Source organism: Acidobacteriota bacterium, from assembly GCA_016196035.1.
Classification (GTDB): domain Bacteria; phylum Acidobacteriota; class Blastocatellia; order RBC074; family RBC074; genus JACPYM01.
On the sequence record JACPYM010000099.1, the window covers coordinates 102,627 to 128,271 of the forward strand.

The 25,645-nt window shown below is 59.6% G+C and carries 14 protein-coding genes; 2 read left to right on the forward strand and 12 right to left on the reverse strand.

Features of this window, described 5'->3' with window-relative positions; translation table 11 throughout:
• Positions 1 to 132: 132 nt before the first annotated feature.
• Entirely contained in the window at positions 133 to 3,333 is a 3,201-nt protein-coding gene (locus tag HY011_28430; protein MBI3426875.1) for a TonB-dependent receptor, read from the forward strand.
• A gap of 235 nt (positions 3,334 to 3,568) precedes the next feature.
• Here the strand turns inward: HY011_28430 and HY011_28435 are convergent, their stop codons facing one another.
• The 3 genes from HY011_28435 to HY011_28445 form a co-directional block, all read right to left on the reverse strand.
• Positions 3,569 to 11,005 carry a hypothetical protein gene (locus HY011_28435; GenBank protein MBI3426876.1) on the reverse strand — a complete coding sequence of 2,479 codons (7,437 nt, stop codon included), beginning with the start codon at positions 11,003 to 11,005 and terminating at the stop codon, positions 3,569 to 3,571.
• A gap of 645 nt (positions 11,006 to 11,650) precedes the next feature.
• On the reverse strand, positions 11,651 to 12,766 hold the full coding sequence (locus HY011_28440; protein ID MBI3426877.1) for a tetratricopeptide repeat protein: 1,116 nt from the start codon (positions 12,764 to 12,766) through the stop codon (positions 11,651 to 11,653).
• Between the two features lie 253 nt (positions 12,767 to 13,019).
• Entirely contained in the window at positions 13,020 to 13,385 is a 366-nt protein-coding gene (locus tag HY011_28445) for a hypothetical protein (protein MBI3426878.1), read from the reverse strand.
• Between the two features lie 310 nt (positions 13,386 to 13,695).
• Between HY011_28445 and HY011_28450 the strand changes: the two genes are divergently transcribed.
• Positions 13,696 to 14,037 carry a hypothetical protein gene (locus tag HY011_28450; protein MBI3426879.1) on the forward strand — a complete coding sequence of 114 codons (342 nt, stop codon included), beginning with the start codon at positions 13,696 to 13,698 and terminating at the stop codon, positions 14,035 to 14,037.
• A 114-nt stretch (positions 14,038 to 14,151) separates the two neighbouring features.
• On the opposite strand, the gene HY011_28455 is transcribed toward HY011_28450, so the two are convergent.
• From HY011_28455 to HY011_28495, 9 genes are all read right to left on the reverse strand, one after another.
• Positions 14,152 to 14,670 (reverse strand): Uma2 family endonuclease, encoded by a 519-nt coding sequence (locus HY011_28455; GenBank protein ID MBI3426880.1) that lies wholly within the window; start codon positions 14,668 to 14,670, stop codon positions 14,152 to 14,154.
• 83 nt (positions 14,671 to 14,753) lie between these two features.
• Positions 14,754 to 18,809: an AAA family ATPase gene (locus tag HY011_28460; GenBank protein MBI3426881.1), complete on the reverse strand. Its 4,056-nt coding sequence runs from the start codon at positions 18,807 to 18,809 to the stop codon at positions 14,754 to 14,756.
• 193 nt (positions 18,810 to 19,002) lie between these two features.
• The gene (locus HY011_28465) at positions 19,003 to 19,722 is read right to left on the reverse strand and encodes a M15 family metallopeptidase (GenBank protein MBI3426882.1); all 720 of its coding nucleotides are present in this window, start codon (positions 19,720 to 19,722) and stop codon (positions 19,003 to 19,005) included.
• A 198-nt stretch (positions 19,723 to 19,920) separates the two neighbouring features.
• Positions 19,921 to 21,123 carry an ABC transporter ATP-binding protein gene (locus tag HY011_28470; protein MBI3426883.1) on the reverse strand — a complete coding sequence of 401 codons (1,203 nt, stop codon included), beginning with the start codon at positions 21,121 to 21,123 and terminating at the stop codon, positions 19,921 to 19,923.
• A gap of 81 nt (positions 21,124 to 21,204) precedes the next feature.
• Positions 21,205 to 22,050 (reverse strand): ABC transporter permease, encoded by an 846-nt coding sequence (locus tag HY011_28475; GenBank protein MBI3426884.1) that lies wholly within the window; start codon positions 22,048 to 22,050, stop codon positions 21,205 to 21,207.
• Positions 22,051 to 22,131: 81 nt separating this feature from the next.
• Entirely contained in the window at positions 22,132 to 22,590 is a 459-nt protein-coding gene (locus HY011_28480) for a cupin domain-containing protein (protein MBI3426885.1), read from the reverse strand.
• 14 nt (positions 22,591 to 22,604) lie between these two features.
• Positions 22,605 to 23,573: a sulfate ABC transporter substrate-binding protein gene (locus HY011_28485; protein MBI3426886.1), complete on the reverse strand. Its 969-nt coding sequence runs from the start codon at positions 23,571 to 23,573 to the stop codon at positions 22,605 to 22,607.
• Positions 23,574 to 24,324: 751 nt separating this feature from the next.
• Positions 24,325 to 25,071, reverse strand: coding sequence for an acireductone synthase (mtnC, locus tag HY011_28490; protein MBI3426887.1), 747 nt, complete (start codon positions 25,069 to 25,071; stop codon positions 24,325 to 24,327).
• A complete protein-coding gene (locus tag HY011_28495; GenBank protein ID MBI3426888.1) occupies positions 25,068 to 25,634 on the reverse strand; it encodes a cupin domain-containing protein in 567 nt (188 codons plus the stop codon). Before HY011_28495 ends, mtnC begins: the two co-directional genes overlap by 4 nt.
• Positions 25,635 to 25,645: the final 11 nt, after the last annotated feature.

The following is a 25,645-nucleotide window of genomic DNA, read 5'->3' on the forward strand; positions in this document are numbered from 1 at the left end:
GAAGCAGACGCAGCATTCTTCAACGCATCAGCCGGGATGAAAAAAGCACCAGGATTTCGGCAGTCTGCCGACCGTCACGCGGACAGTCTCACACTGCTATCCAAGATCAGCACAACCAATGGAGGTTTCAATATGTGCATCGCTCTTCGTTTTGCGCGCACGCTAGTTTTATTGGCGCTTTTGAGCGCGCTCGGGTTCGCCCAATCCGCCGTCACCGGCGCGGTCAGCGGCACTGCCACTGATCCGAGTGGCGCGGTCATTCCAAGCGCGACCGTGACCCTGCGGAATGTCGGCACGGGCAAGGAAGAAAGCGCCGCGACCGGCTCCGAAGGCCGCTACAAATTCACCAACCTGCAACCCGGCAGCTATACCGTCTCCGTCAAGGCGGCGGGCTTCTCCGAATTCAAGCTCTCCGGCGTCGTCGTCGAAGTCGGACGCACGACCGAAGCCGACGCCACGCTGAAAGTTGGGGGCGCCGACGCCAGCGTGGAAGTCACCGCTGATGCCGCGCCGGTCAACACCGAATCCAAAGAGTTTTCTTCCAACATCAATCAAGCCGCGATCAACAACCTGCCGATCAATGGCCGCCGTTGGTCCGACTTCGCGCTGTTGACGCCCGGCTCGGCGCCCGACGGCACGTTCGGCTTGATCAGCTTCCGGGGCATTTCAGGTTTGCTCAACAACAACACGATTGATGGCGGCGACAACAACCAGGCCTTCTTTTCCGAAGAGCGTGGCCGCACGCGCATGGGCTATTCGATCAGCCAATCGGCCATCCGCGAATTCCAGGTCAACACCTCGAACTACTCGGCGGAATACGGACGTTCGGCGGGCGGCGTGACCAATGCCGTCACCAAGAGCGGCACCAATGAATTCCACGGCGATGCATTCTATTTCCAGCGCAACAACGAATGGGGCGCGCGCAATCCGCTGGCGTTCCAATCCACGCTGGTCAATGGCGTGGGCACGAGTGTGGGCATTAAGCCCGAAGATGTGCGTCATCAATTCGGCGCCACGCTGGGCGGGCCGATCAAGAAAGACAAGCTCTTTTTCTTTTTCAGTTACGACCAACAGCGGCGCAACTTCCCCGGCCTAGGCGTGTTCACCAGCCCGACTTATCTGAATACCGTCAATCGCAACACGGATCCCACCATTACCACTGGCGCCAACGCCTACGCTGCGTCGCTGAAAAATCCGAGCCGTAACCTGACGGATACACAGATCAATGACACCTTGTCGTTTATCAACTCGTTGACCGGCACGGTGCCGCGCCGGGGCGACCAGCTCTCGTTCTTGCCGAAGATTGACTGGCAGATCAACAACAAGAATACCTTCACGCTGACTTACAATCGCCAGCGCTGGGATTCACCCGCCGGCATTCAAACGCAGCCGGTCAATCAGCGCGGGCGCGCCAGCTTCGGCGACGATTTTGCGGATATTGATTGGGTCACGGCGCGACTCACTTCAACGCTGAGTTCGAGAGTGGTGAATGAATTCCGCATGCAGATCGCCCGTGATCTCGAGTATGAGTTCAGCCAGAAGCCGCTGGCTGGTGAACCGGCCACGGCGCTCAATGGCAGCGCGCCGGACGTCTTCCTGACCAACGGCCTCGAATTTGGTAAGCCGACCTTCCTGGAGCGGCCCAAATACCCGGATGAAAGACGCAAACAGTTCACCGATAACGTGACCTTCTCGCTGGGTGCCAACACGCTCAAATTCGGCGTGGACATCAACCGCGTCAACGAAGAATTGGGCAATCTGCGCAACGAGAGCGGCGCTTACAGCTACAGCAACATCAATGACTTCATCATTGATTACGTCAACTGGAAGACGCCCCTCGCCGCCACCGTGCCCTGCTCGACCAGCACGCGCACACGCGGCAAATGCTACACCAGCAATTATCTGCAAGGCTTCGGCGTGCTGGGCGCCAAGCTGGCGACGACTGATTACAATTTCTTTGCGCAATACGATTGGAAATTCCTGCCGCGCGTGACCTTCAACCTGGGCCTGCGTTACGAATACCAGCAATTGCCGGAGGCGCAGATTCCGAATGCCGCCACCGATACCATCCCGAACGTGAGCCGGACGATGAACGAAGCGACGTCGTTCATGCCAAAAGACAAAAACAATTTCGGCCCGCGCACTGGGTTCGCAATTGATGTGTTCGGCAATGGCAAGACTGCCGTGCGTGGCGGCTACGGGTTGTATTACGGACGCATCATCAATTCGACCGTTTATAACGCGTTGATCAACACCGGCAACCCGGCGGGTCAAACCCAGATCAGTTTGACGCAAACGGCGGCGACCGCGCCGATCTTCCCGAACGTGCTGACGTCGGCACCCGCCGGCACAGGGGCGATTCAGTTCTTTGCCAAAGACTTTGGCAACCCGATGATTCACCAGTTCGATTTGATCTTCGAACACCAATTGTTCCGCAACCTGACGGTGTCGGCCTCGTATCTGGGCAGCATCGGGCGCAAATTGCCGACCTTCTACGACCGCAATCTGACGCCCCCGACCACCACGCAAATCTTCCCGCTGGTGGGTGGGCCGCTGGATGGCAAAACGCTGCCGGTGCAACTCTTCGCCACCACGCGCCCGCTGACCACTTACGCGCAGCTTACGGAGATCGCCAGCAAGGTGAAATCCGAATACAACGCCTTTGTGGTGCAAGCCAATCATCGGATGGCGCGCGGCGTGATGTTCCAGGCGAACTACACGCTCTCGAATGCGATTGATACGCTGCAAACCTCGACGACCTTCACGGCCAACAACACGCCGTTCAACGTCTTCGATCCCGACTCGGATCGGGGCCGGTCGAATTATGATCGCCGGCATAAATTCGTGTTCAGCGCCGTGCTGGCGCCGCGCGTCAAGGCCAGCAACAAAGCCGTGACCGTCCTGGCTGACGGCTGGTCAATCGCGCCGGTCGTCCAGATCTTTAACGGTCTGGCTTACGACGGTTCGGTGACGGGCAGCAGCGGCGGCGCGGGCAGCCTGAATCGTTCGGGCGGGAACAACGCCCTGCGAGGCTTGCTGGAACGCAATCCTTTCACGGGGCCGACCGTGAAAATCTTCAACGTCCGCGTGTCACGCCGCTTCTACATCAAAGAGAAGATGAACGTGGAGTTGCTGGGCGAGGTGTTCAACGTGCCGAACCGCGTGCAAGTCACCGGCATCAACAGCACGATGTACATCCTGAACAGCGCCATCAATGCGACGCATCCGGTGGCGACGCTGGATTACAACACTCCTTTTGGGACTGTCACAGCGGCGGATAGCACGCTCTTCCGTGAGCGGCAAATTCAGATTGGGTTCCGCTTCAATTTCTAAGCGGACGGCCCAATTCGATGTGAAAAGCGGAGGTCAGCAATGGCCTCCGCTTTTTTGTTTAGATCGGATTTGCGGCAAAAGCGCATAGCGGGACGGTACCGCGCGCGTCAGCAAGCGGAGACTGCGCTACTGCACCCGTCCGTCAGACTTGACGCGCCGCTTGCTGACGCGCGCGGTACCGTCCCGCTATGCGCTTTTGCCGCAGTGAAGATCTGCATTGCTCCGCGGTTGCGGCTTAATTTTTAACGGGAGCTGTTTGGCTTGGCGGCGCTGATTGTTGCGGTTGCGCTTCGGGCTGCGGCTGTTTCTCTTCCTTCGGCGGCGCGGGTTTGGCCGGTTGCACAATCGTCCACAGGAACAACAAGCGCGGCGTGCGATGCGTCATGCCTGACAACCCATCGCGCATCCACATCTGGCTGCCCTCGAATGACAGCACGTTGAAGCGGTACTTGCCCGGCAATTGCCACGCCAGGCGCGCACCGTGGTTGGTCATCCACATATCGCCCGTGGTCAGGCGGCGCAGCGGCGCGCCTTCCAGCAATTGCAGCATCTGCGACGAGAGTTGATTGAGCGTCACCAGCGGCGTCAGCGACAACCCGGTGCGCGTCCAGTTAAACGTCGGTTGAATATACGCCGTCAGCGTGCGTGAAGCGCCGACGCTGAAGCGTTCGCCCGCCAGCCAGTTGACGCTGACGGTGGACGTCCATTGAAACCAGGGATTGACGGGCGTCCAGTTCGTGCTGACATTCAGCGAGGTGAGGATGTTGTTGGCGCGTTGATTGACCGTGTCGCGGAACCAGTTGCGCGAACCGCCGACGGTCACGGCGAGCGCGCCCAGCTTCGGCTTTTGCAGCGTCTCGGTGAGATTGACGTTGACGCCATCGCGGCCCTGATCGGCCAAGCCGATGATGCCCGGCTGCGTGCGGTTGCTGGTCGTGGTGCGCGCAACGTTCGCGCCCACCGAAAGCATGGTGCTGAAGGTGGCGTCTTTGACCGTCTTGTGCGTCAGTTGTTTCGCCCAGTTCAGATTGACGTTGTTCAGGCCCACGTGCGCGCGATTGTCGTAGCGGAAATCGCTCTGCAAATACTGGTACTGGCCGGAAAAGGTGCCGTACAATGTGTTGCGCGAAATGGCGAAGTCTACGCCGCGCCGGTCACTCGCACTGAGTTGCGTCAACGACGCCGTCGCCGGAATCGAATAGTTGGGCGAGACATCGCGAAATGAAAAACTGATATTCGCCTTGTGCCAGGTGCCGACGAAGCCCGTGCGCCAGGCCCGTCCGAATTGCCGCCGCGCTTCGGCAGCGAGGCGATTCACATTGTTCGAGGTGATCGCGTATTCCGAGACCCAGTTCCAATCTTTGTTCAACTTGACCGCCAGCAAACTGCCATACGAATCGCCCACGCGCGGCGTCGCGAAAGCGTCAATCTGCGTGAGGGGGTTCCCTTCCACGTCATACCCGATCTTGAGCGGATGGCCGCCGACATCGTTCGCGCTCAGCCACATCAAACGGAACTTCACGCGCTCCGGGTCTTTCGTAAACGCAGGCGCGTCGTAGCTGCCGCCATAAACGCGCTGATGAAAGCCGAAGCCGATGCCTTCGCCCTGGCCTTTGTCATTGGTGTTGCGATAGAAGCCAAACGTGCCGCCCGGCGTTTTCAAGGCCAACTCGACGCCTTCGCGCGCAAAACCGGTTGAAACATATTCGGCGTTCAGAAAGCTCTGCGGCGAGACCATGCCGAAGCGCAAATCAATGCCCCACTGCGGGCCTGTCAAACCAGTTTGGCCCGGCTGGCCTGCCGCCGGATTGGGCTGCGCCGGATTGGCCGCCGCGCCAAACGGCCACTCGCGGCCAAAGTGAAAGATGTAATCGTTGAAGCGGCCCAGCGAATGGCGCGGATTGGGGCTGAGCAACGAATTGAGCAGGCCGCTGCCATTCATCTCGGTGAGCCAGGGGCCGTTTTTGTAGCGGCCCTGCATCGAGAGCGACAGGTTGTGCGTGTCCTGCTCGCTGCCCGAAATGTCTTGCTGATTGGAAGCGGCTTCCCATTTGAATTCTTTTTCGACGGCTGGCACAGGCGCCGCGCCATCGGGCGCTTGCTGCGCGGCAGCGGCCTCGGCAGCAGCCGTGGCTTCGGCATTCGCCGCGCCAGTCGCTGTCGTCGTTTGCTCCGCGTCGGTGCCTTTGGTTTCCGGGTCAGCCTGTTCGGTGGTGGCCGCCGCATTGACGGTGAAGAACCAACCCAATGCTTCTTCGCCCACGTTCAACAGAAGCTGGTGTTTTCCATTCGTCAGCGGAATCGTCGGTTGAAAAGCGACCTGCCTGTCAGTGATCTTGGCGAGCGCGCTGTAATCGGTGTCGTCAATTTGCAAACCGACCTCGCTCGGTTGAATGGGTGCGTTGAAATCAATGCTGACCGCCGGCGTCGCGGTTTTGACGAAGGCGTCAGGCAAGGGCGAACGCGCGGCGATCATGGCGGTCAGCTTGGGCGATGGCGGCGGCGCGGTCTGGGTTTGTGGCGCTGGCGGCTCTGCTTGGTTTGGCGGCGCAGTTGTTGTTTTTTGCGCCGGTTGATTTTGCGGTTCAGTCGCCGTCTTTTGTGCCGGTTGTTGTTTTGGCGCGACGGTCGTGCTTGCCGGTGTTTTGGTTTGCGCCACAGCCACAGCGTCATCCTTCTCTTTTCCAATAGCCCAACCGTGCGCACCGTAAATCGGTGAAGCGGCAGCGGGGCTTGGCGTATCAACTTCGGCAACATCGGCCTGCAATTCAGCCATCGCTGAAACAGGTACAAACGTGACCGGTGTCTCTGCCTGTGACGACTCTATAGACCGGTTCAAATCATGGGCTGCCGTGTCCCTGAAAGGGACAAATTCAATAGCCGGGGGCAACGCCCCCGGACAAGGTAGTTCCGTGCCCGACCCTGAAGGGGTCGCATTTGAATCGGTCTGCGACCCCTTCAGGGTCGGGGGATCACACGCGCTATTCCGGGGGCCATGCCCCCGGCTATTGAATTGCGCCCTTTCAGGGCTGCCAAAGCGTGTTTGTGGCTTTGCCAGCAATGCCAATTCTGCTGAAACCCCGTCGCTCCCGCTCACAGTACTGTCACGTCTGCCCGCCATACCCGCCGCCACTTCCGGCCAGGCAATCTGCCAATCCAGTTTTTCGACCGGCAACAACGAACTGGTTTTCTGCGGCTTCGGCAAAAAGTTGTAGCGCTCGCTGGTCATCAGCAAACGGCCTTTCAAATTGAAGGCTTCGACGCGCCAGTAATACAGCACACCCGGCTGAAATTTGTCGGAGAGCTTCTTTACATCCAGCTTGGCATTCGCGGTCGCAAAGCGTTTGATCACCAGTTTGCCCGCTACGTCACTGGTGATTGTCACGCGGTAAATGACCGCCGCGCGCACGGGCTGCCATTCCAAAATCGTCGTGTCCGTTGGTGAAGTCAGCGCGACAGGTTTTAGCGCGCCCGGTGTCAAACGGTTGATGCGCCGCATCGCGGCGGGTTCGCGCAAATTGCCCGCCGTCTCGACCACGCGCGCCGTCCACCACAATTCGCCTTCGGGCAAGGCTTGCCAGACGGCGAGCGGCACCTGCCATTCGGTGCCCGTCACGTCGTGCCATTGCGTGATCGTGTTAAAAAAGGGCTGCGTCGAAAAACCGATTTGGTATTTCATCGCGCCGGGCACGGGCGTCCAGCGCAACACCGGCGTCTGTTCGGCGACATAGCCCGCGCCGGAATTGGGCTCGAGCAGGCGCAACATCTTCCAGGTGCCGTTGTTGATGATGATCTCGACCGGCGGCGACTGAATCATGTTCGGCGACGTGATTTTGATTTCGAGCCGGTGCGGCCCCAGATAGATCGTCGGCAGCGGATTGTTCGGGCGCAGCGTGCGGCGCTCGCCCGCCGTGAAGTTGAGCGCGAACTGCTCGGTGACGTTGCCATCCCACAACCATTGGCCGATCACGGTGCCAGTACCCGCGCCTGCCAGCACGGCTTCGGCAATGAGTCGCTCGCCTTGCGAGATGACGGTGCCGTTGCGCGGATAGATGATCAGCACGCTGGTGATCTGCAACGGCGCGCCCAGCGAACTGCCGCCCTGCACGCGCAAAGGTTTCGTCGTGCGCGAGCCATTCGCCCCGGTGCTGGTCAAATCGGCGTTGACCACGTCTACCGCGCGCATGTTGAGCGTGGCGTTGTTGGCGACGCTGACGACAGCGTAAATCATCGTCTCGTTCACACGATTGACCGATTCGACCAGGATGTCGGCGGCGGGCATCAAGCCTGCATTGCTTTCGCTCGGGCCGATCACGACGCGCGCGCCGGGCCGGAAATTCGCGCCGATCAGCGTCAGGCGCACTTGCCGCGCGCCCTGGGCGACGGCGCTGGCGGTGACGGTGTTCAAGGTCGGCGGTGGCAACGGGCGCGGCGTGATTGTGAAGACAGCCGCGTTGGAAGTTCCGCCACCGGGCACGGGGTTGAACACGGTGATTTGAGCCGTGCCCGTGTTGGCGACATCTGCCGCTGGCACCTGCACGGCCAGTTGCGTGCCGCCGACGAAGCGCGCCGTGCGATTCGCGCCGTTCCAACGCACGACCGACGCGGGCAGGAAGCCGTTGCCATTGATCGTCAGCGTGAATTCGCCGCTGCCTGCGACGATGGAATTGGGGATGATCGCGGCGATGACGGGCGCGGGATTGTTGACGTTGATCGTCAGCGCGTTGGATTGGCCACCGCCCGGCGCGGGATTGAATACGGCGATGCTGGCGGTACCCGCGTTGAGCAAATCGGACGCGGGGATTTGCGCGCTCAACTGCGTGGCCGACACGAACATCGTCGGGCGGTTCGCGCCGTTCCAGCGCAGCACCGAATTCGCCACAAAGTTCGTGCCCGTGACTAGCAGCGTCACGCCCTGTGCGCCCGCCGCGAGCGGATTGGGCGTGGCAGCGGTCAGCGTCGGCACAGGGTTTTGCTGTTGGTTGATCGTAAAGGTCAGCGCATTGGACGTGCCGCCGCCCGCGCCTGCCACGTTGGGTGGATTGAGCACCGTCACTGCCGCCGTGCCCGCGCTGGCGATGTCCGTCGCGGGAATCTGCGCCATCAATTGCGTCGCCGACACAATTGTGGTCGGGCGGTTCGCACCGTTCCAATGCACCACCGAGGTGTTGATGAAATTCGTGCCGGTCAGCATCAGGGCGAAACCCGCGCCGCCTGCGTTCACCGCATTGGGCGTCAAACTCGTCAAGGTCGGCACGGGCGCAGGCGCTTGGTTGATCGTAAACGGCAAGCTATTCGACGTGCCGCCGCCCCCGCTGGCATTGGGCGGATTGAAGACTGCGACCGTCGCCGTGCCTGTGTTGGCAATGTCCGTGGGCGGAATCTGCGCCATCAGTTGCGTCGCCGAAAGAAACGTCGTTGGGCGATCCGTGCCATTCCAGCGCAGCACTGAACTGTTGATGAAATTTGCGCCCGTGACCGTCAGCGTGAATCCGGCGCTGCCCGCATTGGCCGCGCTGGGATTGAGGGCGGTCAGGCGCGGCACGGGATTGGGCGCGACATTGATGGTGAACGGCACCGGGTTCGACGAGCCGCCGCCGCTGCCATTGGTGTTGGGCGGATTGAAGACGGTCACGTTCGCCACGCCCGCGTTGGCAATGTCGGTCGCGGGAATTTGCGCGCCGAGTTGCGTGGCGTTGATGAATTGCGTCGTGCGATTCTGCCCGTTCCAGCGCACGACCGAACCGGCAATGAAGCCGCTGCCGTTGACCGTCAAGGCGAACGCGGGGCTGCCCGCAACTGCCGCGTTCGGCGTAATCGAAATGACGATGGGTGCGGGGTTGTTGATGTTGATCGTTAGCGCATTCGATTGACCGCCGCCGGGCGCGGGATTGAACACCACGATGCTGGCCGTGCCTGCTGCATCTAAATCCGTCGCGGGAATCAACACGCTCAACTGGGTGCTTGAAATGAACGTCGTTTGCCGGTTTGCGCCGTTCCAGCGCAACACCGAACCGGCGACGAAATTTGCCCCCGTCACCAGCAAGGTCACGCCCGGCGTCCCGACCTGAATCGGGTTCGGCGTGGCGTTGATGAGCGTGGGCACGGGGTTCTGGGCCTGAATGATCGTGAAAGGTAAGGCGTTCGTCGTGCCGCCACCGCCGCCCGCATTCGGCGGATTGAAGACCGCCACCGAAGCCGTGCCCGCGTTGGCGATGTCTGTCGCCGGAATCTGCGCCATCAACTGTGTCGCCGAAACAAAAGTCGTGGGGCGATCTGCGCCGTTCCAGCGCGCGACGGACGTGTTGCTGAAATTCGTGCCCGACAGCATCAAGGTGAAGCCCGCGCTGCCCGCGTTCGCCGTGTTTGGATTGAGGCTGGTCAGCGTCGGCACAGGCGCGGGCGCTTGATTGATCGTGAAGGGCAAGGCGTTCGAGCTGAGTCCGCCCGCGCCATTGGGATCGGTGTTAAAGACCGTCACACTCGCGCTGCCCGCATTTGCCAGATCGCTGGCGGGAATCTGCGCGCTCAATTGCGACGCCGAAAGAAAGGTGGTCGGACGATTCGCGCCATTCCAACGCACCACCGAGAACACGCCGAAATTCGTGCCTGTCAGCATCAAGTTGAGCGGCGGACTGCCCGCGTTCGCCGTGTTCGGATTGAGGCTGATGAGTGTCGGTGTGGGAGTCGGTGCCGCATTGATCGTGAACGTGACGGGATTGGAGGTGCCGCCGCCTGCGCCCGCCGTGTTGGGCGGATTGAAAACAGTCACGCTGGCACTGCCCCCATTGGCGATGTCGCTGGCGGGAATTTGCGCGCTCAATTGTGTCGCCGAGAGGAACTGCGTCGGACGATTCGACCCATTCCAGCGTGCGACCGAGCCATTGATAAAGTTCGCGCCCGTCAGCGTCAGCGTAAACGCCCCGCCGCCCGCCGTCGCTTGATTGGGATTGAGATTGATCAACGTCGGCACCGGATTGGCCGCTTGATTGATCGTAAAGGAAACAGGGCTGGACGTGCCGCCACCCACACCTGCTGTGTTCGGCGGCGTAAAAACGGTCACGCTGGCGCTGCCAGGTGCCGCGATGTCACTGGCGGGAACCTGCGCGGTTAATTGTGTCGCTGACAAGAAATTCGTCGGCAGATTCGACCCGTTCCAACGCGCGACCGATGCATTGACGAAATTCGCGCCGTTCAACGTCAACGTGAAGGCCGGGCCGCCGGCATTCGCCGCGTTCGGGTTGAGACTGAGCAAGGTCGGCGCGGGCGGCGCGGGTTGGGTGATCGTGAAGATCAGCGGATTGGAAGCGCCGCCGCCTGCGCCGGGATTGAAGGCCGTCACTTGCGCGGTGCCCGCCACGGCCAAATCCGCCGCCGTGATGAGCGCCGTCAATTGCGCGGTCGAAATGAAATTGGTCGGACGATCTGCGCCGTTCCAGCGCACGGTCGTCAGGCGGTTGAAATTCAAACCGCTGACCGTGATGGTCAAGCCGGGCGTACCGGCTTGCGCAGAATTGGGGGCCAGGCCGGTCAGTGTCGGCACATTGGTTTGCGCGATTGCCAACACGCCCGTGCTGACCAGCGCCAGCCATAAACAGACGCTCCAGGCGCGTCTGTTGAAAAGCCCGTAGAAAAAAATGCCGAATTGTATTGAGCTGCGACTCCGCTTCACAGTGAACTCTCCAGTTGACGTAAATTCGCAAAGTTATGGGGCGTCAACTACACAAGCGTTTTTTGGCCCGTAAAACACTCATCGCACAAAAAGATTTCTGCCTGTAAAAAATTCGGGGCTGTTCCCTGGGAGCGCAAGCATCTCTGCCTGCCATGAAAGACGTTGCGCAGCGCTCCTTTTCCCGCCCCAGATTGAGGTCGAAGACTAGGCTAGTACTCCATCAAGCTGTAAGTGATGGATGCTGAGAGCGCATCCGGGATGTAGGGCGGGATTAAATCCCGCCCTACATCCCTCATTTTCAGCTTGATGGAGTACTAGATCAGTTTGCATTTGAATGTACGGGTGGCGCGCTGGGGGCAGTACCGCGCGCGTCAGCAAGCGGTGCGTCAACGCTGGCGCAATACGGCACACCCTGAGTCTCCGCTTGCTGACGCGCGCGGTACTGCCCCCAGCGCGCCACCCGTACACCGCTCTGCCATCCGATCTAAGGAAAGCTACGCGGCTTTTCTTACAGCAGGCAAGGATGCCTGCGCTCCCAGATGTGCCGTCAACGCTTCACCAGCACCGGAAAATTTACAGGGAGAAAAGATTTTTCCCTGTAAATTTTCGGCGCTCGGACCGGGAGCGCCCCGCTCTACTGGCCCTTCAGGCTTCATCCTTCATCCTGCCGAAGATTTGCGCCGCGCGCTGGCGGTAAACCTCGGCTTCCTGCTCGCGCAGTTGCGTTTGGTAAAACTGCGCCAGGGTTTCCAGCAATTCGGCGACTTCCAGGTTTTGCACGCCGAGCAGCTTTTCTTTGATGGCCAGAGCGTGCAAATAACAACGTTCGGCTGCGGGCGCGCCGCTCAAGCGCGCCAGGGCCTGCCACAACACGGCCATCTCGTAATGTTCGGGGCCATACCGGCGTTCAACGATCGCCACGGCGCGGCGGTAAAGTTGTTCCGCCGCCGCGTGCCGCTGCAAATTTTCCTGAATCGCCGCCAACAGTTTCAGGTCAGGCACCAGTGCCGGATGGGCCGCGCCCAGCACACGTTCGCGCGTCACCAAGGCGCGATGGGCAAAATGTTCGGCTTCGGCCCAGTGGCCGCGCGCGATTTCCAACCGGCTCAGATCGCGGCACAGATCGGTGACGGAACTGTGCTCTTCGCCAAAGAGTGTTTCGTTGATCGCCAGCGCCTCTTCGTAATGCGCGCAGGCTTCGTCCAGGCGTTGCCGCGCTTGCAGCAGGATCGCCAGCCGATGGTGCACCGCGCCAGTTTCGGGACTGCATTTGCGAAAGGCGGTTTCCGCCAGCTCCAGCGCTTGGCGCAACCAAGGTTCGGCTTCGCTTAAGCGGCCTTGCGTCTGTTGCAAGGCCGCCAAACGCTGCCAGGTATGCAAACGCCAGCGATTTGTTTCGGATCGCGCGGCGGCGGATTGCGTCCGAGCGGGCTGTGGCCGTGTGGGCTGTGGCCTGGTGGATTCGAGCACACGCGCTAGCCGCTCATAGAGCCGGACCGCTTTGGCTTGGTCGCCATTCGCTTCATAAAGTTTTGCCAGATGATCGAGAAATTGGGCCAAGTGCAGCGGGTCATCGCCGGCTGCCGTTTCGGCCAATTGCAGCGCGCCCTGCCAGAGCGACTTGGCTTGTGACGGCTCTGGTTGGACGCGCGCGGTGACACCCAGGTTATGGCATAAGTTGCCTGATTTGGGCAATGCACCCGTGCGCGGCAACTCGCTCGCCGGCTCGCTGCTCAAATTGCTCTTGTTCGTCTCGATCATTTTCCCTTCTCCTGCTTTTTCTTTTTATCTTCACGTTGACTGCCGCATTCGCTCGCCCCCTGTTTTCGCAATTCGTTTTGGCCCATGCCGCAGAAGCCATCGCACCTGGCCCGGCACGGCTTATTTCCATCGCCAAGCCGCCCCTGAAAACGGCAACGCTCCTGCCCCACTGCGGTGGAACAGGAGCGTCCGGACAGCTTGTCTGGGGATGCCTTTCAGCTAAGCCAAGCCATCATGTAGCCGCTGCGCTGTCTTACTTGATGATCCAAGCCTGGCACGAAGCAACGCCGCCTGGGGGGCCGAGCAAGCTGATTTCGTTGCCATTGTTCTTTTTCAGAATCTGGCCGGCGGTCTGCTTGCTGTTCGTCGGGGTGCCGCCTTGCGTCGCCGAATAGTAGATCAGGGTGTTCGCCGCGATGTCTTGCGCCGTCGGGTTTTTGACGTAAAGCGGCGTGGACACGTCTTTGCCGCCACCCGGCGTGCAGGTCAGCGAGACCTTTTGCCCACGCGGAATCGGCAGCGGGCTGTTCGGGTTTTTCTTCATTTGCGCCGAAACCACCAGCGCCAGCGCCATGGTCACCAAAGACATCGTCATCAATGCGAAAAATTTGTTCTTCATACGATCTATAGCTCCTTGTATTTCTTTCCGTAGAGAATCGTGTCAACGACTCTCCAGTTTGCCCAGTGTGATTGTCGTCACCAAACGACAACCGTTGCTTGCCTGCCGCTGGGGCTAGCGGCCAGACTTAAAATTTGCGTGTGCGCCTGCCAAACCTGCTTACGCAGCTTGCTTTCAGCCTGAACCGGTCTTCATCTCCAACAGGCGCGGAGAACAAGAGACAAAGACCGGTTCAGACAGCTTCATCGCCTACCCCGTAGTTGGGGTTGCGCCGATGACTCAGTGGGGTTCAAGCCATCCGACGCCGGCGATGAAATTTCAAAGAACATTCCTCCTTCTCTCAATCGTCTCGCGTTCGGCCGCCAGCAGTTCCCGCCCCCAACAGGCGCGGAGAACAAGGAGCGGGAAACCGCTGCGCGGGCCAGTTCCATCGCCCGTGAGCGATGAAAGCTTATTCGTCTCGTTACGTCTCGCTCGTCTTTACAGTATTGCTTGGGCCATTCCGCTCTTTGCTCGAAACGCCCTGCTTATCAATCTGCTGATGACTTGTTTTTTTGCGGCTCGCTCTGTCTCGCTCACCACCGCCATCAACGAGGCCGATTCTATGCAGATGGCGGTTTGGGTGCATGAGGTTTTGGTGATGCTTTGGTGAGGTTTTGGTGAGGGCGATTAAATCGCTGAAACCAAAAAGCCAAACCGGAGCGGCTGAAAGAATTCAAGCCTCCGGTTTGGCTTTTTGTCGCTGGTCGGGTTGGGCGCAGTAGCGCTAACTCCGGAAGAGCGCACTAACGCGGCATTTGAAGCCAGGCAAGAGGGCTTCGCTGGTCAGTTCCTGGTCGGCGGTGACGACGCGAATTCGCGTCGGTGAATCGTAAATCGTCACTTCCTGCTCTACTTGCGAGACCAGCCAGACTTGCTGCACGCCCGCCGCGAAGTATTCGCGAACTTTGCGATTCACCTTGTCCCAAACATCGTTTGGCGAGATTACTTCAATCGCAAGGTCAGGAGCGATTTTCCATTTGCCGCTCGGCTCGCCTTCGGCAGGAATACGTTGCGAAAAAACAAACCCGACATCCGGCATCCGCTCATTAACACCAATCTGAAACGTCGTGTTGGAGGTGTACAGTTTTCCAATAGGATTTTGTTTGAGGTAAATACCCAGTTCAATGATCAGTTGCGCATTGATACTGCCAGGTTTGGCTCCCGCCATCTTGGCCTCCTTTTGCCCATCAACGATTTCGTAATCCAGGTCATCTTCAAATGCCGCTTGCGTTGTCGCGGTCATGAGCCTTACCTCCTAGTTGTCGATCTGTTTGCAGGCTTGCCTTACTGCACGGCCATTTTAGCCCGCTTGGAATAACGCGGCAATCAACGCGGCACGTTCAGTTCCCAAACGCGCGCCAAGGTGTCCGCTTCCGCCTGCGCCCCTTGCTGCCGCAACTTGGCGGCCAGCTTTTCCGCCCAACAGCCGCGCGCCTGGCGAAAGAGCGCGCCGCGCGCCGCATCCGCCGCCGCGATTTGTTCGCGCATCTCGTTCAACAGCCGCACGCAACTGCGCAACGCTTCGACGGCTTCGCGTTGGTGCTTCTCGTCCGGGCTTTGTTCTAACACCAGCGCCAGCGCCTGAGAGCCGCGCCAGCGTTCGCCCGCGCCGCTCTCTTCCAACAGGCTCAGCGCGCGTCGCAAGCCAGCCAGGGCTTTCGCCGTATCGCCCAGTGCAAACTGCGCCCGCGCCTGTTCAATCAAGGCCAACCCCAAACCATCCACGTTGTGCAACTCATCGGCAATGACGACGGCTTCGGTCGCCAGGGCCAGCGCGAATTCAGCTTCGTCCGTCGCCAGCCGCAAGCGCGCCAGGTCGGTCAGCATGCGAAATTCGTCAGCGCGGTCGCCGACGCTTTCGCGGATGGTCAGCAGCGCGCCGGTCAAATGCGCTTCGGCCAGCGGGTGTTGACCCAATTCGCAATACGCGCGGCCCAACAGCCATTGGGCCTCGGCTTCGATGTGAGTGTCGCCGACGCGGCGCAAACTTTCCTGCGCGCGTTTGAGCAATTCGACAGCCTCGTCATACAGCCCCTGCGCCAGCCGCGCCTGGCCGATGCCCAAATCCATCTGCGCTTCGCCGCGCGCGTCGCCGACGCTGCGAAAGTCGTCGCGCGCGCGCAGCGCCAGTTCAATCGCGCCTTCATAACGGCCCCGCGCCAGATCGGCCCAATGCCGCCGCCGCAACAACAGCGCGCGGCGCTGCGCATCGCCGATGCTGCCCATGTAATCCACCGCGCGTTCGAGCAGCGGTACGCCTTCTGAATAATGCCCTTGCAGCGCGCGCGCCCAACCCAACAGGCCAAAGGCCACCGCCGCAATCTGGCTGTTGAGCGCGACATCGGCCAGCGCCTGTTGCGCGAACTCTGCCGCCGCGTCGTAATGCCCCAGCCGTACCTGCACGCCGCCCAGTTGCAACAGCGCCAGCGCCACGCCTTCGACATCGTTGAGTTGCCGGTATAACTCCAACGCCTGCTCGGTCACGAGCACAGCTTCGCGGTACTGGCCCAGGCCCATCTGCGTTTGCCCGCGTTGCAACAGCGCCACGGCCAAGCCGCCACGGTCATGCACGGCGTTGGCGAGCGCGACGGCTTCGCTATAGGCGCGTTCGGCTTCCGGCAAATTGCCCGTGGCGTAACAGGTTTCGCCCCAGGCGAAGAGCACGCGCAGGCGTTCGGCTGGATCGAGCGGCGCGGTCGCCCCGCGCTGCACGTCGTCGGCGGCGCGGCGGGCGCGTTCGATGTTGGACATGGCTTCACTCCAGGATTGGCGGCTGCTGGCGGCTTGCCAGGCGCGCATGCTCCACTCAAAAGTGCGCAGGGCGTCACCGGCGGCTTCGTAATGTGCGCTCAAGGCTTCGGCAACGCGCTCGCGGTCGCGGCGATACACGCGCTCCAACGCTTGCGCGGCTTGCAGGTGCAACCGCTTGCGGCGGCGCGGCGGCAGGTTTTCATAGAGCACGTGACGCAGAGTCGTGTGATAGAACCGCGCGTCATTGCCCGCCGAAACGCCGCGTTCAGACAGCACACCGACTTTGACGCCGGCCAGCAGCAGGCTTTCGATTTCCTCTTCGCCGCGCCCCAGCATCTGCGCCAGCGTTTCGATGCGGAACTCATCGCCGATCACGGCGGCGGCTTCGGCCAATTCGCGCACTTCCTCGCTCAACCGGTCGAGCTTGGCGTGCGCGGCCATCACGATGGTGTCGGGCAAATGCAAATCCTTGAGGCCCTGCCATTCCCAAATCGCCTGTGTGGGATTGAACGTGATCGCGCTCTCTGACACCAACAGCCGCAGCATCTCGGTTAGGAAATAGGGATTGCCGCCCGTCACGTGATGCAGCCGCTGCAAATCGGCGGGTGGCACGTGCAGCGTCTGGTTGAAGACGGCTTCGCTTGCGCTGCGGCAATCGTCGGCGTTCAGCGGCCCGAGCGTCAGCGCGGTGTAGCTGCGCAAACTGGCCTGCCGCCGCAACCATTCAGCCAGCGGATGATGCCGGTCGTTGGCGGCTTCGGCGCGCGCCAGGCTGACGATCATCAGCGGTTCGCTTTGCAGTGTGCGCAGCAAATAGCCCACGCAATCACGGCTCGCCTCGTCGGCCCATTGCAAATCGTCGAAGACCAGCACCAGCGGACGATGCAAACTGGCGCGCACAAAACACTGGCTCAAGGCCACGACCGTGCGCGAATTGCTGCTGTTGCTGATGAGCGGCCCGGTAGTTTTTGGGATTGCGGATTGGGGATTGCGGATGGCGGATTCGGGCATCACTAGGGTGCCGGTGGTTTTGATTAAACGTGCGTTGGCATCAGCAAACAGTTCATCCGGCAAGGTGACGCCGAGTTGTTGCTGGGCCAGCGCGCGCAGATCACAGGCCGCCAGCGGCTGCGCGCATTCGCTCGCACCGGCATTCGGCACGCCCAAGACCGTGCGCAACAGATCAAGAAAGACTTCGTAAGGCGCCAACCGGCTGGCCTGATAATCGAAGAACCGCGCGGACAGGCAAAGCGCACCTTGGGCCTGCGACCAGCGCACAAAGGCCCGCGCCAGTTGCGTCTTGCCAATGCCCGGTTCGCCCAGGATCATCACCGGGCGTCCATTCCCAGCCAGCACGCGCGTGTATTCGGTTTGCAACTGTTGCAACTCGGCCTCGCGCCCGACCAGTTGGTTGTAATCGGGCACGCCCAGCCCCGCACCGGTCGTGAACGGGACGATGCCCGCGTGACGCATTGAAGGGGAATCAAAGACAGGCACGCGCTGTTCGCCGGTCACGGCTGGCGCGGGCGGAATCAACGCGGGCGCTGCCGCAGTGCCCGCGCCGCCACTGCGTTGTGCTTCCGGCGCGGGCGACGCGGCTGAGACAGGCGCGTCTTTTTGAACAACAGGCGCGGCCTCGCAAGTCACATCGGCGATAAAACGATAGCCCTGGCCGTGATAGGTTTCGATGAAGCGCGCCTGATCGGCCACATCGCCCAACGCGCGCCGGGCCTGTGAAATCGCGCGTTTCAGCACGCCATCGGTCGTGAAGGTATCGGGCCAGACGGCTTCGAGCAACTCGTCTTTGGTGACGACGCGTTCGCTGTGTTCGGCCAAAAAGCGCAGCACCTGCACGGCGCGGCGTTCAAGCGCGACCATCTCGGCGCCGCGATAGAGCAAGTCCACCTTGGCCGGAATGCGAAAGGCTCCAAATTGCAATTCGCTGTGTGACATCTTGATTCTCCAATGCGGAATGATGCGGCTGCGCAGGGCTTTGCTGACCGCTTCGTTTTTGGAATGGACGTGGAGTTTGTCGTAGATGCTGCGGATGTAATTGCGCACCGTGTTGACACTGATATTGAGTTGTCCGGCGGCGCTCTGGTAACTGTGTCCGTCGGACAGCAGTTGCAAGAGCCGGACTTCCTGGGGCGTGAGCTGGTCATCGGGCTGAGCGGATGTGCCAATGAGATGGCCGGTCTTTTGAAAGAGCGTGACGACCTTGCGCGCGATTTCGGGCGACATCGGCGAGCCGCCCTCGTGCGCTTCACGAATGGAATCGAGCAGGCGGGCGGGCGGCGTTTTCTTGAGCAAATAGCCGCACGCGCCGTTGCAGATGGATTCAAAAATCTTGTCCTGCTCGGCATAGACGGTCAGCATCAACACCTGCATCTGCGGGAAGCGTTCGCGGAAGACTTTCACACCGTCCGAACCGAGCATGCCGGGCAAATGAATGTCGAGCAGCAGCACCTCGGGCACGTTCGCGCCCAATTCGTGCAGCGCTTCTTCGACCGAACCGAAGGTGCGCGGGCAGCGAAAGCCCGGCGTCGCGTTGATCAATAAGCCCAGGCCTTCGCGCAACGAACGGTCGTCTTCGACGATGGCGACATGAATGGTGCTGGTAGCCGTTTCCATGATTTGTTCTCCGGCACCCATCCTCACGCACTTTGCGTTGGGCGTCCAGAGCATAAATATGCGCCTATTGTTGGCAGTTGGCGGTTGGCGGTTGGCGGTTGAATAAAAAAGCGACGTTGAAGTAGTAGCCAGCAACCTACAACCACGTATCAGGAACTGCCAACCGCCAACCGCCAACTGCCAACTGTCCGGCTTACGGCTTGGCAATCTTTGACATACGCTGAATACGATTGGCCTTGGGATGCTGCGCGCGCTGATCCAGTTCGGCAAAGCCGACATTGAGGATCGGATAGCGCCGCCAGTCCTTGTAATCGAAATGCCACCACTCATATTCATTGACGGCGAAGCCTTCGGCTTCCATCACCCGGCGCAACAGATCGCGGGTGCGGCGCTGTTCAGCGGTGCCGCCTTTGTAAGTGGGATAGGAACGCTCGGTCATCTCGTCATACGCGCCCGGCATCGGCACTTCCTGCCCAGTTTTCAGATCGTAAAGCGACAAATCCACCGCACAGCCGCGATTGTGTTTCGAGCCTTTGGCCGGATTGGCGACGAAGTTGTGTTTGTCGGGCGGCGTGACATCCCAAAACAACTTGGTGATCGCCCAGGGACGATAACCGTCGAAGATCAACAAGCCATAACCTTGCGCTTTCAATTTGTGATGGGCACGGACTAAAGCATCGGCAGCCGGGCGCTGCAAAAAGGCGCGCGCTTCCTGATATACCGGCTTGCCGACGAAGTTGTTCGCGGTGGCATAGCGTATGTCGAGCTTGATGGTGGAATCGAGCTTGATGAGTTCGACCAGATCAGGCGGGCGAAATTTGCCGGACTCGTTGGGCATCTCTTGCGCCCAGGCAGGCACGGCAAAAAACAATAGGATTACAGCAATGATCGGCACAAGCATTCTTTTCTGCATAAGAGTAATAGCGGAACCTATGATCTGAAGCCCTGAAAGGGCGGCATTCAATAGCCGGGGGCAAGCAGAGCGCCGCCCCCGGTAACATAGGAAAAAACAGCAAGCCCTGAAAGGGCGAAATCCAGCTATCAATTTCGCCCTTTCAGGGCTGCGTTTATTGATTTGACGTGACTATTGAATAGCGCCCTTTCAGGGCTTTCAAGCGCACAGCAATTTATAAGACTTCAAGCCCAGCGTCACCACATCGCCCGGTTGCAAGGGCAAACGGTGTGCGTCCCATTTCGTCCGCGTGACTTTGAGGACAATGTTCGCGGCAGGCCTTGCGCCAATTGCGGCACTCGCCAGCGTCAACCCGCTCTGACTCTTGGGCAACAAGCGCACGGTTAGAGATTCCGTGGCCCCCGCAAACGCGACATCCAGCACTTCGGCGCGGCCAAATTGATGCGGCGTTTCGAGGCGGCCATTCAAATGGCCCAGCACGATGTCTTCGGGACGAAAGACGATTTTGACCTGCTCAGCCCCCAGCGGTTCGTAACCTTGGCTGAACAGAAAATGCTCGTCGTCAATTTCGATGACGCGCTCGCGGGGCCGCCCGGTTACGACATTGGCGGCGCCCAGGAAGGTGGCGACGAATTCGGTCTGCGGTTCGTTGTAAACCTCATAGGGCGAGCCGATCTGTTCGATGCGCCCGCGATTGAGGATGGCGATTTGATCGCCAAGTTCCATGCCCTCTTCCTGATCGTGCGTGATGAAGATGGCCGGCACGCGCAACCGGCGCAACAGGGCGCGGATTTCGCGGCGTAAGCCGACGCGCGTTTGCGGATCGAGCGCGCTGAACGATTCGTCAAAGAGCAGCAAGTCCGGTTCGTAAGCCAACGCCCGCGCAATCGCGACGCGCTGTTGCTGGCCGCCCGAAAGTTGCGCCGGGTATTTGTCACGATGTTCGGTCAGCCCGATCATCGTCAGCATCTCGTCAGCCTTCTCAAAGCGTTGCTGCTTTTTGACGCCGCGAATCTTCAAGCCGAAGGCGATGTTTTCGGCCACGGTCATGCGCGGGAACAGCGAGTAATGCTGAAAGATCACGCCGATGTTGCGTTCGCGCGCGCGCAAATGTTCGATGTGGCGGCCCTTCAGAAAAATGCCGCCGCCATCCGGCCCGGCCAAGCCCGCCAGCAAGCGTAAGGTCGTGCTCTTGCCACTGCCCGAGGGTCCCAGCAGCACGAGGCTCTCACCTTCGGCCACGGAAAAGCTGACATCATCGAGAATCAATTCGTCCCCGATGTATTTCACCAGATGCTGCACGCGCAACGCGGTGCGCGCCTCGGCTCTGGCCTGCCCATCGGCATGCGTCTGAACCGTGCGAGTTTCAGGATAAAAGGGGATTGCCAGTTCTCTCGCCATCACAGACCTCCTTTGGTGGAGGGATGAGGAATGAGGAATGAGGGATGAAAACTTTGTGCTTCATCCTTGACCCCTCAACACTCACCCTTTTTCTAGTTTCTTGCGAGTCAATAAAATCAAGGAAAAGATCGCAAACGAAAGGATCGCCAGCACGGCGGCAATCGCATTGGCGCCTTCGACATCGCCTTCGTTGAATTTGGTGAAGATGTAAAGGGGCGCGGTTTGCGTCTTCAACGCCAGATTGCCGCTGACCATAATCGTCGAACCGAATTCGCCAATCGAACGCGCGAAGGTCAACAGCGCGCCCGTGATGATCGCGCCGCGCAAACTCGGCAAAATCACGTACCGAAACGATTGCCAACGTGACGCGCCTAAAGTTTCGGCGGCGTCTTCCAAACTGGTATCCAGGTTTTCGAGCGCCGGTTTGATTACGCCAAAGGCCAGCGGGAACGTGACGAAGATATTCGCCAGGATGATCGCCGCTGTCGTGAACATGATTTGATAATCGGTGCGTTCCAGGAATTGCCCCAGCAAGCCCTGCCGTCCCCACAACAACAACAACGCAAAGCCCGCCACCGCCGTCGGAATCGCGGTCGGCAAGCTGATGATGATCGTCAACGCCGATTCGCCGCGAAAGTTGTACTTCGTCATCACATACGCGGCGATCAATCCGAAGAAAACATTGCAGGCCGTGGCCGCGCTGCTGGTCAGCAAACTCAACTTCAGTGAAAAGAGCGCCGCCGGATTGAGTAACGCCTGCCAAAAATGCGACGGCCCTTTGCTCAGCGAATAAATAAAGATCGAAGCCAGCGGCAGCATCACCAGTGGCAGCATCGCCGTCACGATGAAGCCAATCCCCAGCGGGCGCGCCAAATCAAAACCGTGGCCAGGCAATGGTGCAGCTTGTTTTTCCCAGGCAGTACTCATCTTTGCTCAGAGTGAAAAGTGAAAAGCGAAAAGCGAAAAGCGAAAAGCGAAAAGAAAGGCATAAAGATCACTGTTCACTATTCACTTTTCACTTTTCGCTTTCAACATTCCCGGCGAATTCCATTTGAAGACGTGATAGGTCGCGGGCGTTTTGCCGACATTGCGAATCGCGTGCATTTGATTCGACGCCTGAAAGATCACCGACCCCGGCCCCAGAATGTGCTTTTCTCCGCCGACCAATGACTCGACCGTGCCTTCTTTAACAATGACGATCTCTTCGTCTGCGTGCTGGTGCGGCGCGTGGGGCGATTCGCCGGGGTTGAGCGTCGTGACGTGACATTCCAACTCATCCAGCGTCGCGGTCGGCGCCTGAAAGAATTTGCGCACCGCGCCGTGCGTGTTCGGCGTGGCGGCAATCTTGTTCCAGTCCCAGACCGACGATCCCATGATCGGTTTGTCGTCGCGCGCGAACGATACGCCCGCCCAGGTCGCACTCGCCGCCAGCAGCGCCACGGTCAAATCACGTTTGGTTAGTTTCATGCTTTGTCTAGCTCCTATTTGGCCATTTGAATCCGGCGTTTCCACACGCCTTCGATAATTTCGGGATAAGCGCGCTGCCAGCCCCCCAGGTCGCCGACGGTAAACGGCAATTCGATTTTGGCGAAACGCGGGTTGGCACGGTTCAATTCTTCAAAATTGATCGAACGAAAGTTCGCTTTGACCCAAGCCCGTTGCGCATCTTCAGACCACAAATAGCGCGCGAACAACTCCACCAGCGCGTATTTCGCGGGCGGCATCCCGTGATCCACGATCACGACCGGGTGCTCGCAAAAGATCGTGCTTTGCGGCACGACGATCTCAAAGGGCAGCTTTTTCGCCTTCAACTGTAAGGCCTCCATCTCATAAGTGATCAGCGCATCGCCTTCGCCGCGTTCCAACTGCGTGCGGGCGGCGCGCGCCGAATCGGGTGTAGCAATTACGTTCGCCCAAACTCGCCTTAGCAAATCAAAGGCCGCCGCCTCATCGCGCTCATCCTTGCGGTGTTCCGACTTGGCGATTTCGGAACCGTAAATCGCCAGCAACGACCATTGCCCGCCGCCGGATGCCGTTGGGTCAGGATGAATCAGTTTCACGCCCGGTTTGGCGAGGTCGGAGAAATCGCGAATCTTTTTCGGATTGCCCTGCCGCACCAAAATCACCATCGGTGTCTTGTTGACGATGCCGTTGTACGGCAGCCAGCGCCAATCGCTCTTGGTCGCGGCGGTATCCATTAAGCGCTGCGCATTGCGTTCGATGGCCAGAATCGCCAGATCGGCTTCCACGCCGGAGACGATCTGGTTTGTGACCATCTCCGAACCGGCAAACGAGGGCGTGAAGGTCAGGTGCTGGCCCGTCTTGGTGGCCCAGTCACGCTCAAACGCCGGGATAATATCGTTTTCGAGCGGCTCTTTGACCACGCTGAAACCGTAAACCGTGATCGTGGCTTCCTTGGCGATGTCGGACTTGCGGCGGCAATTTGTCAAAGAACTGCCCAGCAGCAAAACACAAAAGAGCCGGAGGAAGCGTGCGCGTCGGGTTCGTTTGTCAGGCGTGCAGCCGTTCATGTGTGGCGCCACTCCTCAGGTCACTGGTTTCGGGCAATCACTGTTATCGCACGTTGGCGTGGCTTGTCATTCGACGGCTTCGCACCTTGCGCCAGGTCGCGGCAGCGGCGCTACGCTAGCCTAAACAGATCGGGTGCAACAGCGTCCGGCGCACCTGTGGGAGCAATCTGTCAGTTCACTCAGGGAGATTCAGAAGGGTAACGTTCATCCAACAAATAGTGAGGAAATCAGCATTGACTGCGGCTGGGAACAGAGGCGGCTTCGGGTGCGAACAATGTCGGGTTGTCATTGTAGTGTGCATCAGCCTTCCTCTTGGCGCGGTGACCGCGCAATTTTACTGTCGCGAACTGCCAATCCCAGCGGCGTTGTCCCAAGCCTGTCTGTCTGCCTTAGCCAGGTTCCAGGTCATTTTGTCATCGGTCAATTATTGGTTTGGGCAACAAAACACATCAATTACGGTAACGAAAACGTGTGTGTTTCTATTTCGATTTTCGTGGAAAACACGTGCCTTATACACGCCCATATTGGCAAAGTCAATTCTTGAAATTGCGCGCCAAAGCTACCTTCAGCAAGCAACGCGAACGCAGCTTTGCGGTTGCCAAAAGGCGTATCCACACAGGTCAGGCGCATCCAGCAGCGCCGGCTTAAACGACTCAAAATAAGCCACCCTTCAACGCGGAAAAACCTCATCAAAGCTCTGCACCTGCTGGCTAAAACCCGGCGGCACGGCAGGCGCATTCCCCGGGCGCACAGCCAGCAAAGTTTGCAACCCGGCGGCGTGGGCAGCTTCCAACTCCGCTGTCACGTCAGAAATGAAAGCGACATGCGCCGGACTGACCGCCAAAGCCGCCGCGATGGTTTGATAACTATGTGCCGCGCGTTTCGGGCCGCTGGTGGTGTCAAAATAGCCGCTCAAGCAACTGGTCAAATCGCCTGCCGTGGTATGCGCAAAGAGCAACTTTTGCGCCAGCACGCTGCCAGACGAATAGAGGCAAACGCGCCGCTCTTGTTCATACCAACGAGCCAGCGCGCGCGGCACGTCTTCAAACATCACGCTACGCAACTCGCCCTGCCGATAACCTGTCGCCCAGATTTTCCCTTGCAGTGATTTGAGCGCGGTGGATTTGCGATCCTGCTCCATCAGCCACAGCAGATACGCCGCCGCAGATTCCAACACTGCGCTCTCAGCCCAAACTGGCGGCGCAAGCTGATGTGCGACATCGGCTGCATGTTCCGCGCGCAAGCCGAGCAAATCTTCCTGCACTTCATGCTCTGACCAATGCAGCGCCAGATATTCTTTCAGATGAAGGCGCGCGTAAGGGAACAGCACCTGATACACGAAATCTATCGGCGTCGTCGTGCCTTCGATGTCGAGCAGGATGACTGGCACTGGTTCATTCAAGCGAATCGTCGTCATAGAGCCGGGATGCTGGCGGGAAGATACGCCGCACCAAAACAAAGCGGTTGATACGCATCATCCGCGCCGCTCTCGGTGTAATTGGGCGACCAACCCGCCGGGTCTTTGAACAAACGAATTGCGCGGATGCGCTGTTCGGCGCACAAGTTAAACCAATGCAGCGTTCCTTGCGGCACACGAATCAAATCGCCCGCTTCGACTTCAATCGCCACCACAGGCGCATCTTTTGGATGGATGTGAAACAAGCCCCGGCCTTCGATGATGAAACGCACTTCGTCATCGTCGTGCCAATGCTCGCGCTTGAACTTTGCCAGCATCGCCTCCAGCCCCGGCGTCAGCGGCGAGACATCAATCACATCCGCCGTGACGTAACCGCCGTTGGCTTTCAGGCGTTCGATCTCCGGCGCGTAGGCGGCCAGAATCTCGGCGGCGGGCGCAGCGGGCGCGACCGCGTGCGCTGGTTCCCAGCGTTCGTAATCAATGTTGATGGAGGCCAGAAACTGCGTCAGTTCCCGTGCGTCTTGGATCGTGCGCTCTGCTTGCGGAATTGAAACTACAGCCATACGAGTCCCCC

Coding starts and splice junctions, on each gene's coding strand:
- HY011_28440 (MBI3426877.1), bottom strand. CDS start 12,766: ATGATCGAGACGAACAAGAGCAATTTGAGCAGCGAGCCGGCGAGCGAG.
- mtnC (MBI3426887.1), bottom strand. CDS start 25,071: ATGACGACGATTCGCTTGAATGAACCAGTGCCAGTCATCCTGCTCGAC.
- HY011_28470 (MBI3426883.1), bottom strand. CDS start 21,123: ATGGCGAGAGAACTGGCAATCCCCTTTTATCCTGAAACTCGCACGGTT.
- HY011_28495 (MBI3426888.1), bottom strand. CDS start 25,634: ATGGCTGTAGTTTCAATTCCGCAAGCAGAGCGCACGATCCAAGACGCA.
- HY011_28465 (MBI3426882.1), bottom strand. CDS start 19,722: ATGCAGAAAAGAATGCTTGTGCCGATCATTGCTGTAATCCTATTGTTT.
- HY011_28455 (MBI3426880.1), bottom strand. CDS start 14,670: ATGACCGCGACAACGCAAGCGGCATTTGAAGATGACCTGGATTACGAA.
- HY011_28430 (MBI3426875.1), top strand. CDS start 133: ATGTGCATCGCTCTTCGTTTTGCGCGCACGCTAGTTTTATTGGCGCTT.
- HY011_28450 (MBI3426879.1), top strand. CDS start 13,696: ATGAAATTTCAAAGAACATTCCTCCTTCTCTCAATCGTCTCGCGTTCG.
- HY011_28480 (MBI3426885.1), bottom strand. CDS start 22,590: ATGAAACTAACCAAACGTGATTTGACCGTGGCGCTGCTGGCGGCGAGT.
- HY011_28445 (MBI3426878.1), bottom strand. CDS start 13,385: ATGAAGAACAAATTTTTCGCATTGATGACGATGTCTTTGGTGACCATG.
- HY011_28460 (MBI3426881.1), bottom strand. CDS start 18,809: ATGGAAACGGCTACCAGCACCATTCATGTCGCCATCGTCGAAGACGAC.
- HY011_28475 (MBI3426884.1), bottom strand. CDS start 22,050: ATGAGTACTGCCTGGGAAAAACAAGCTGCACCATTGCCTGGCCACGGT.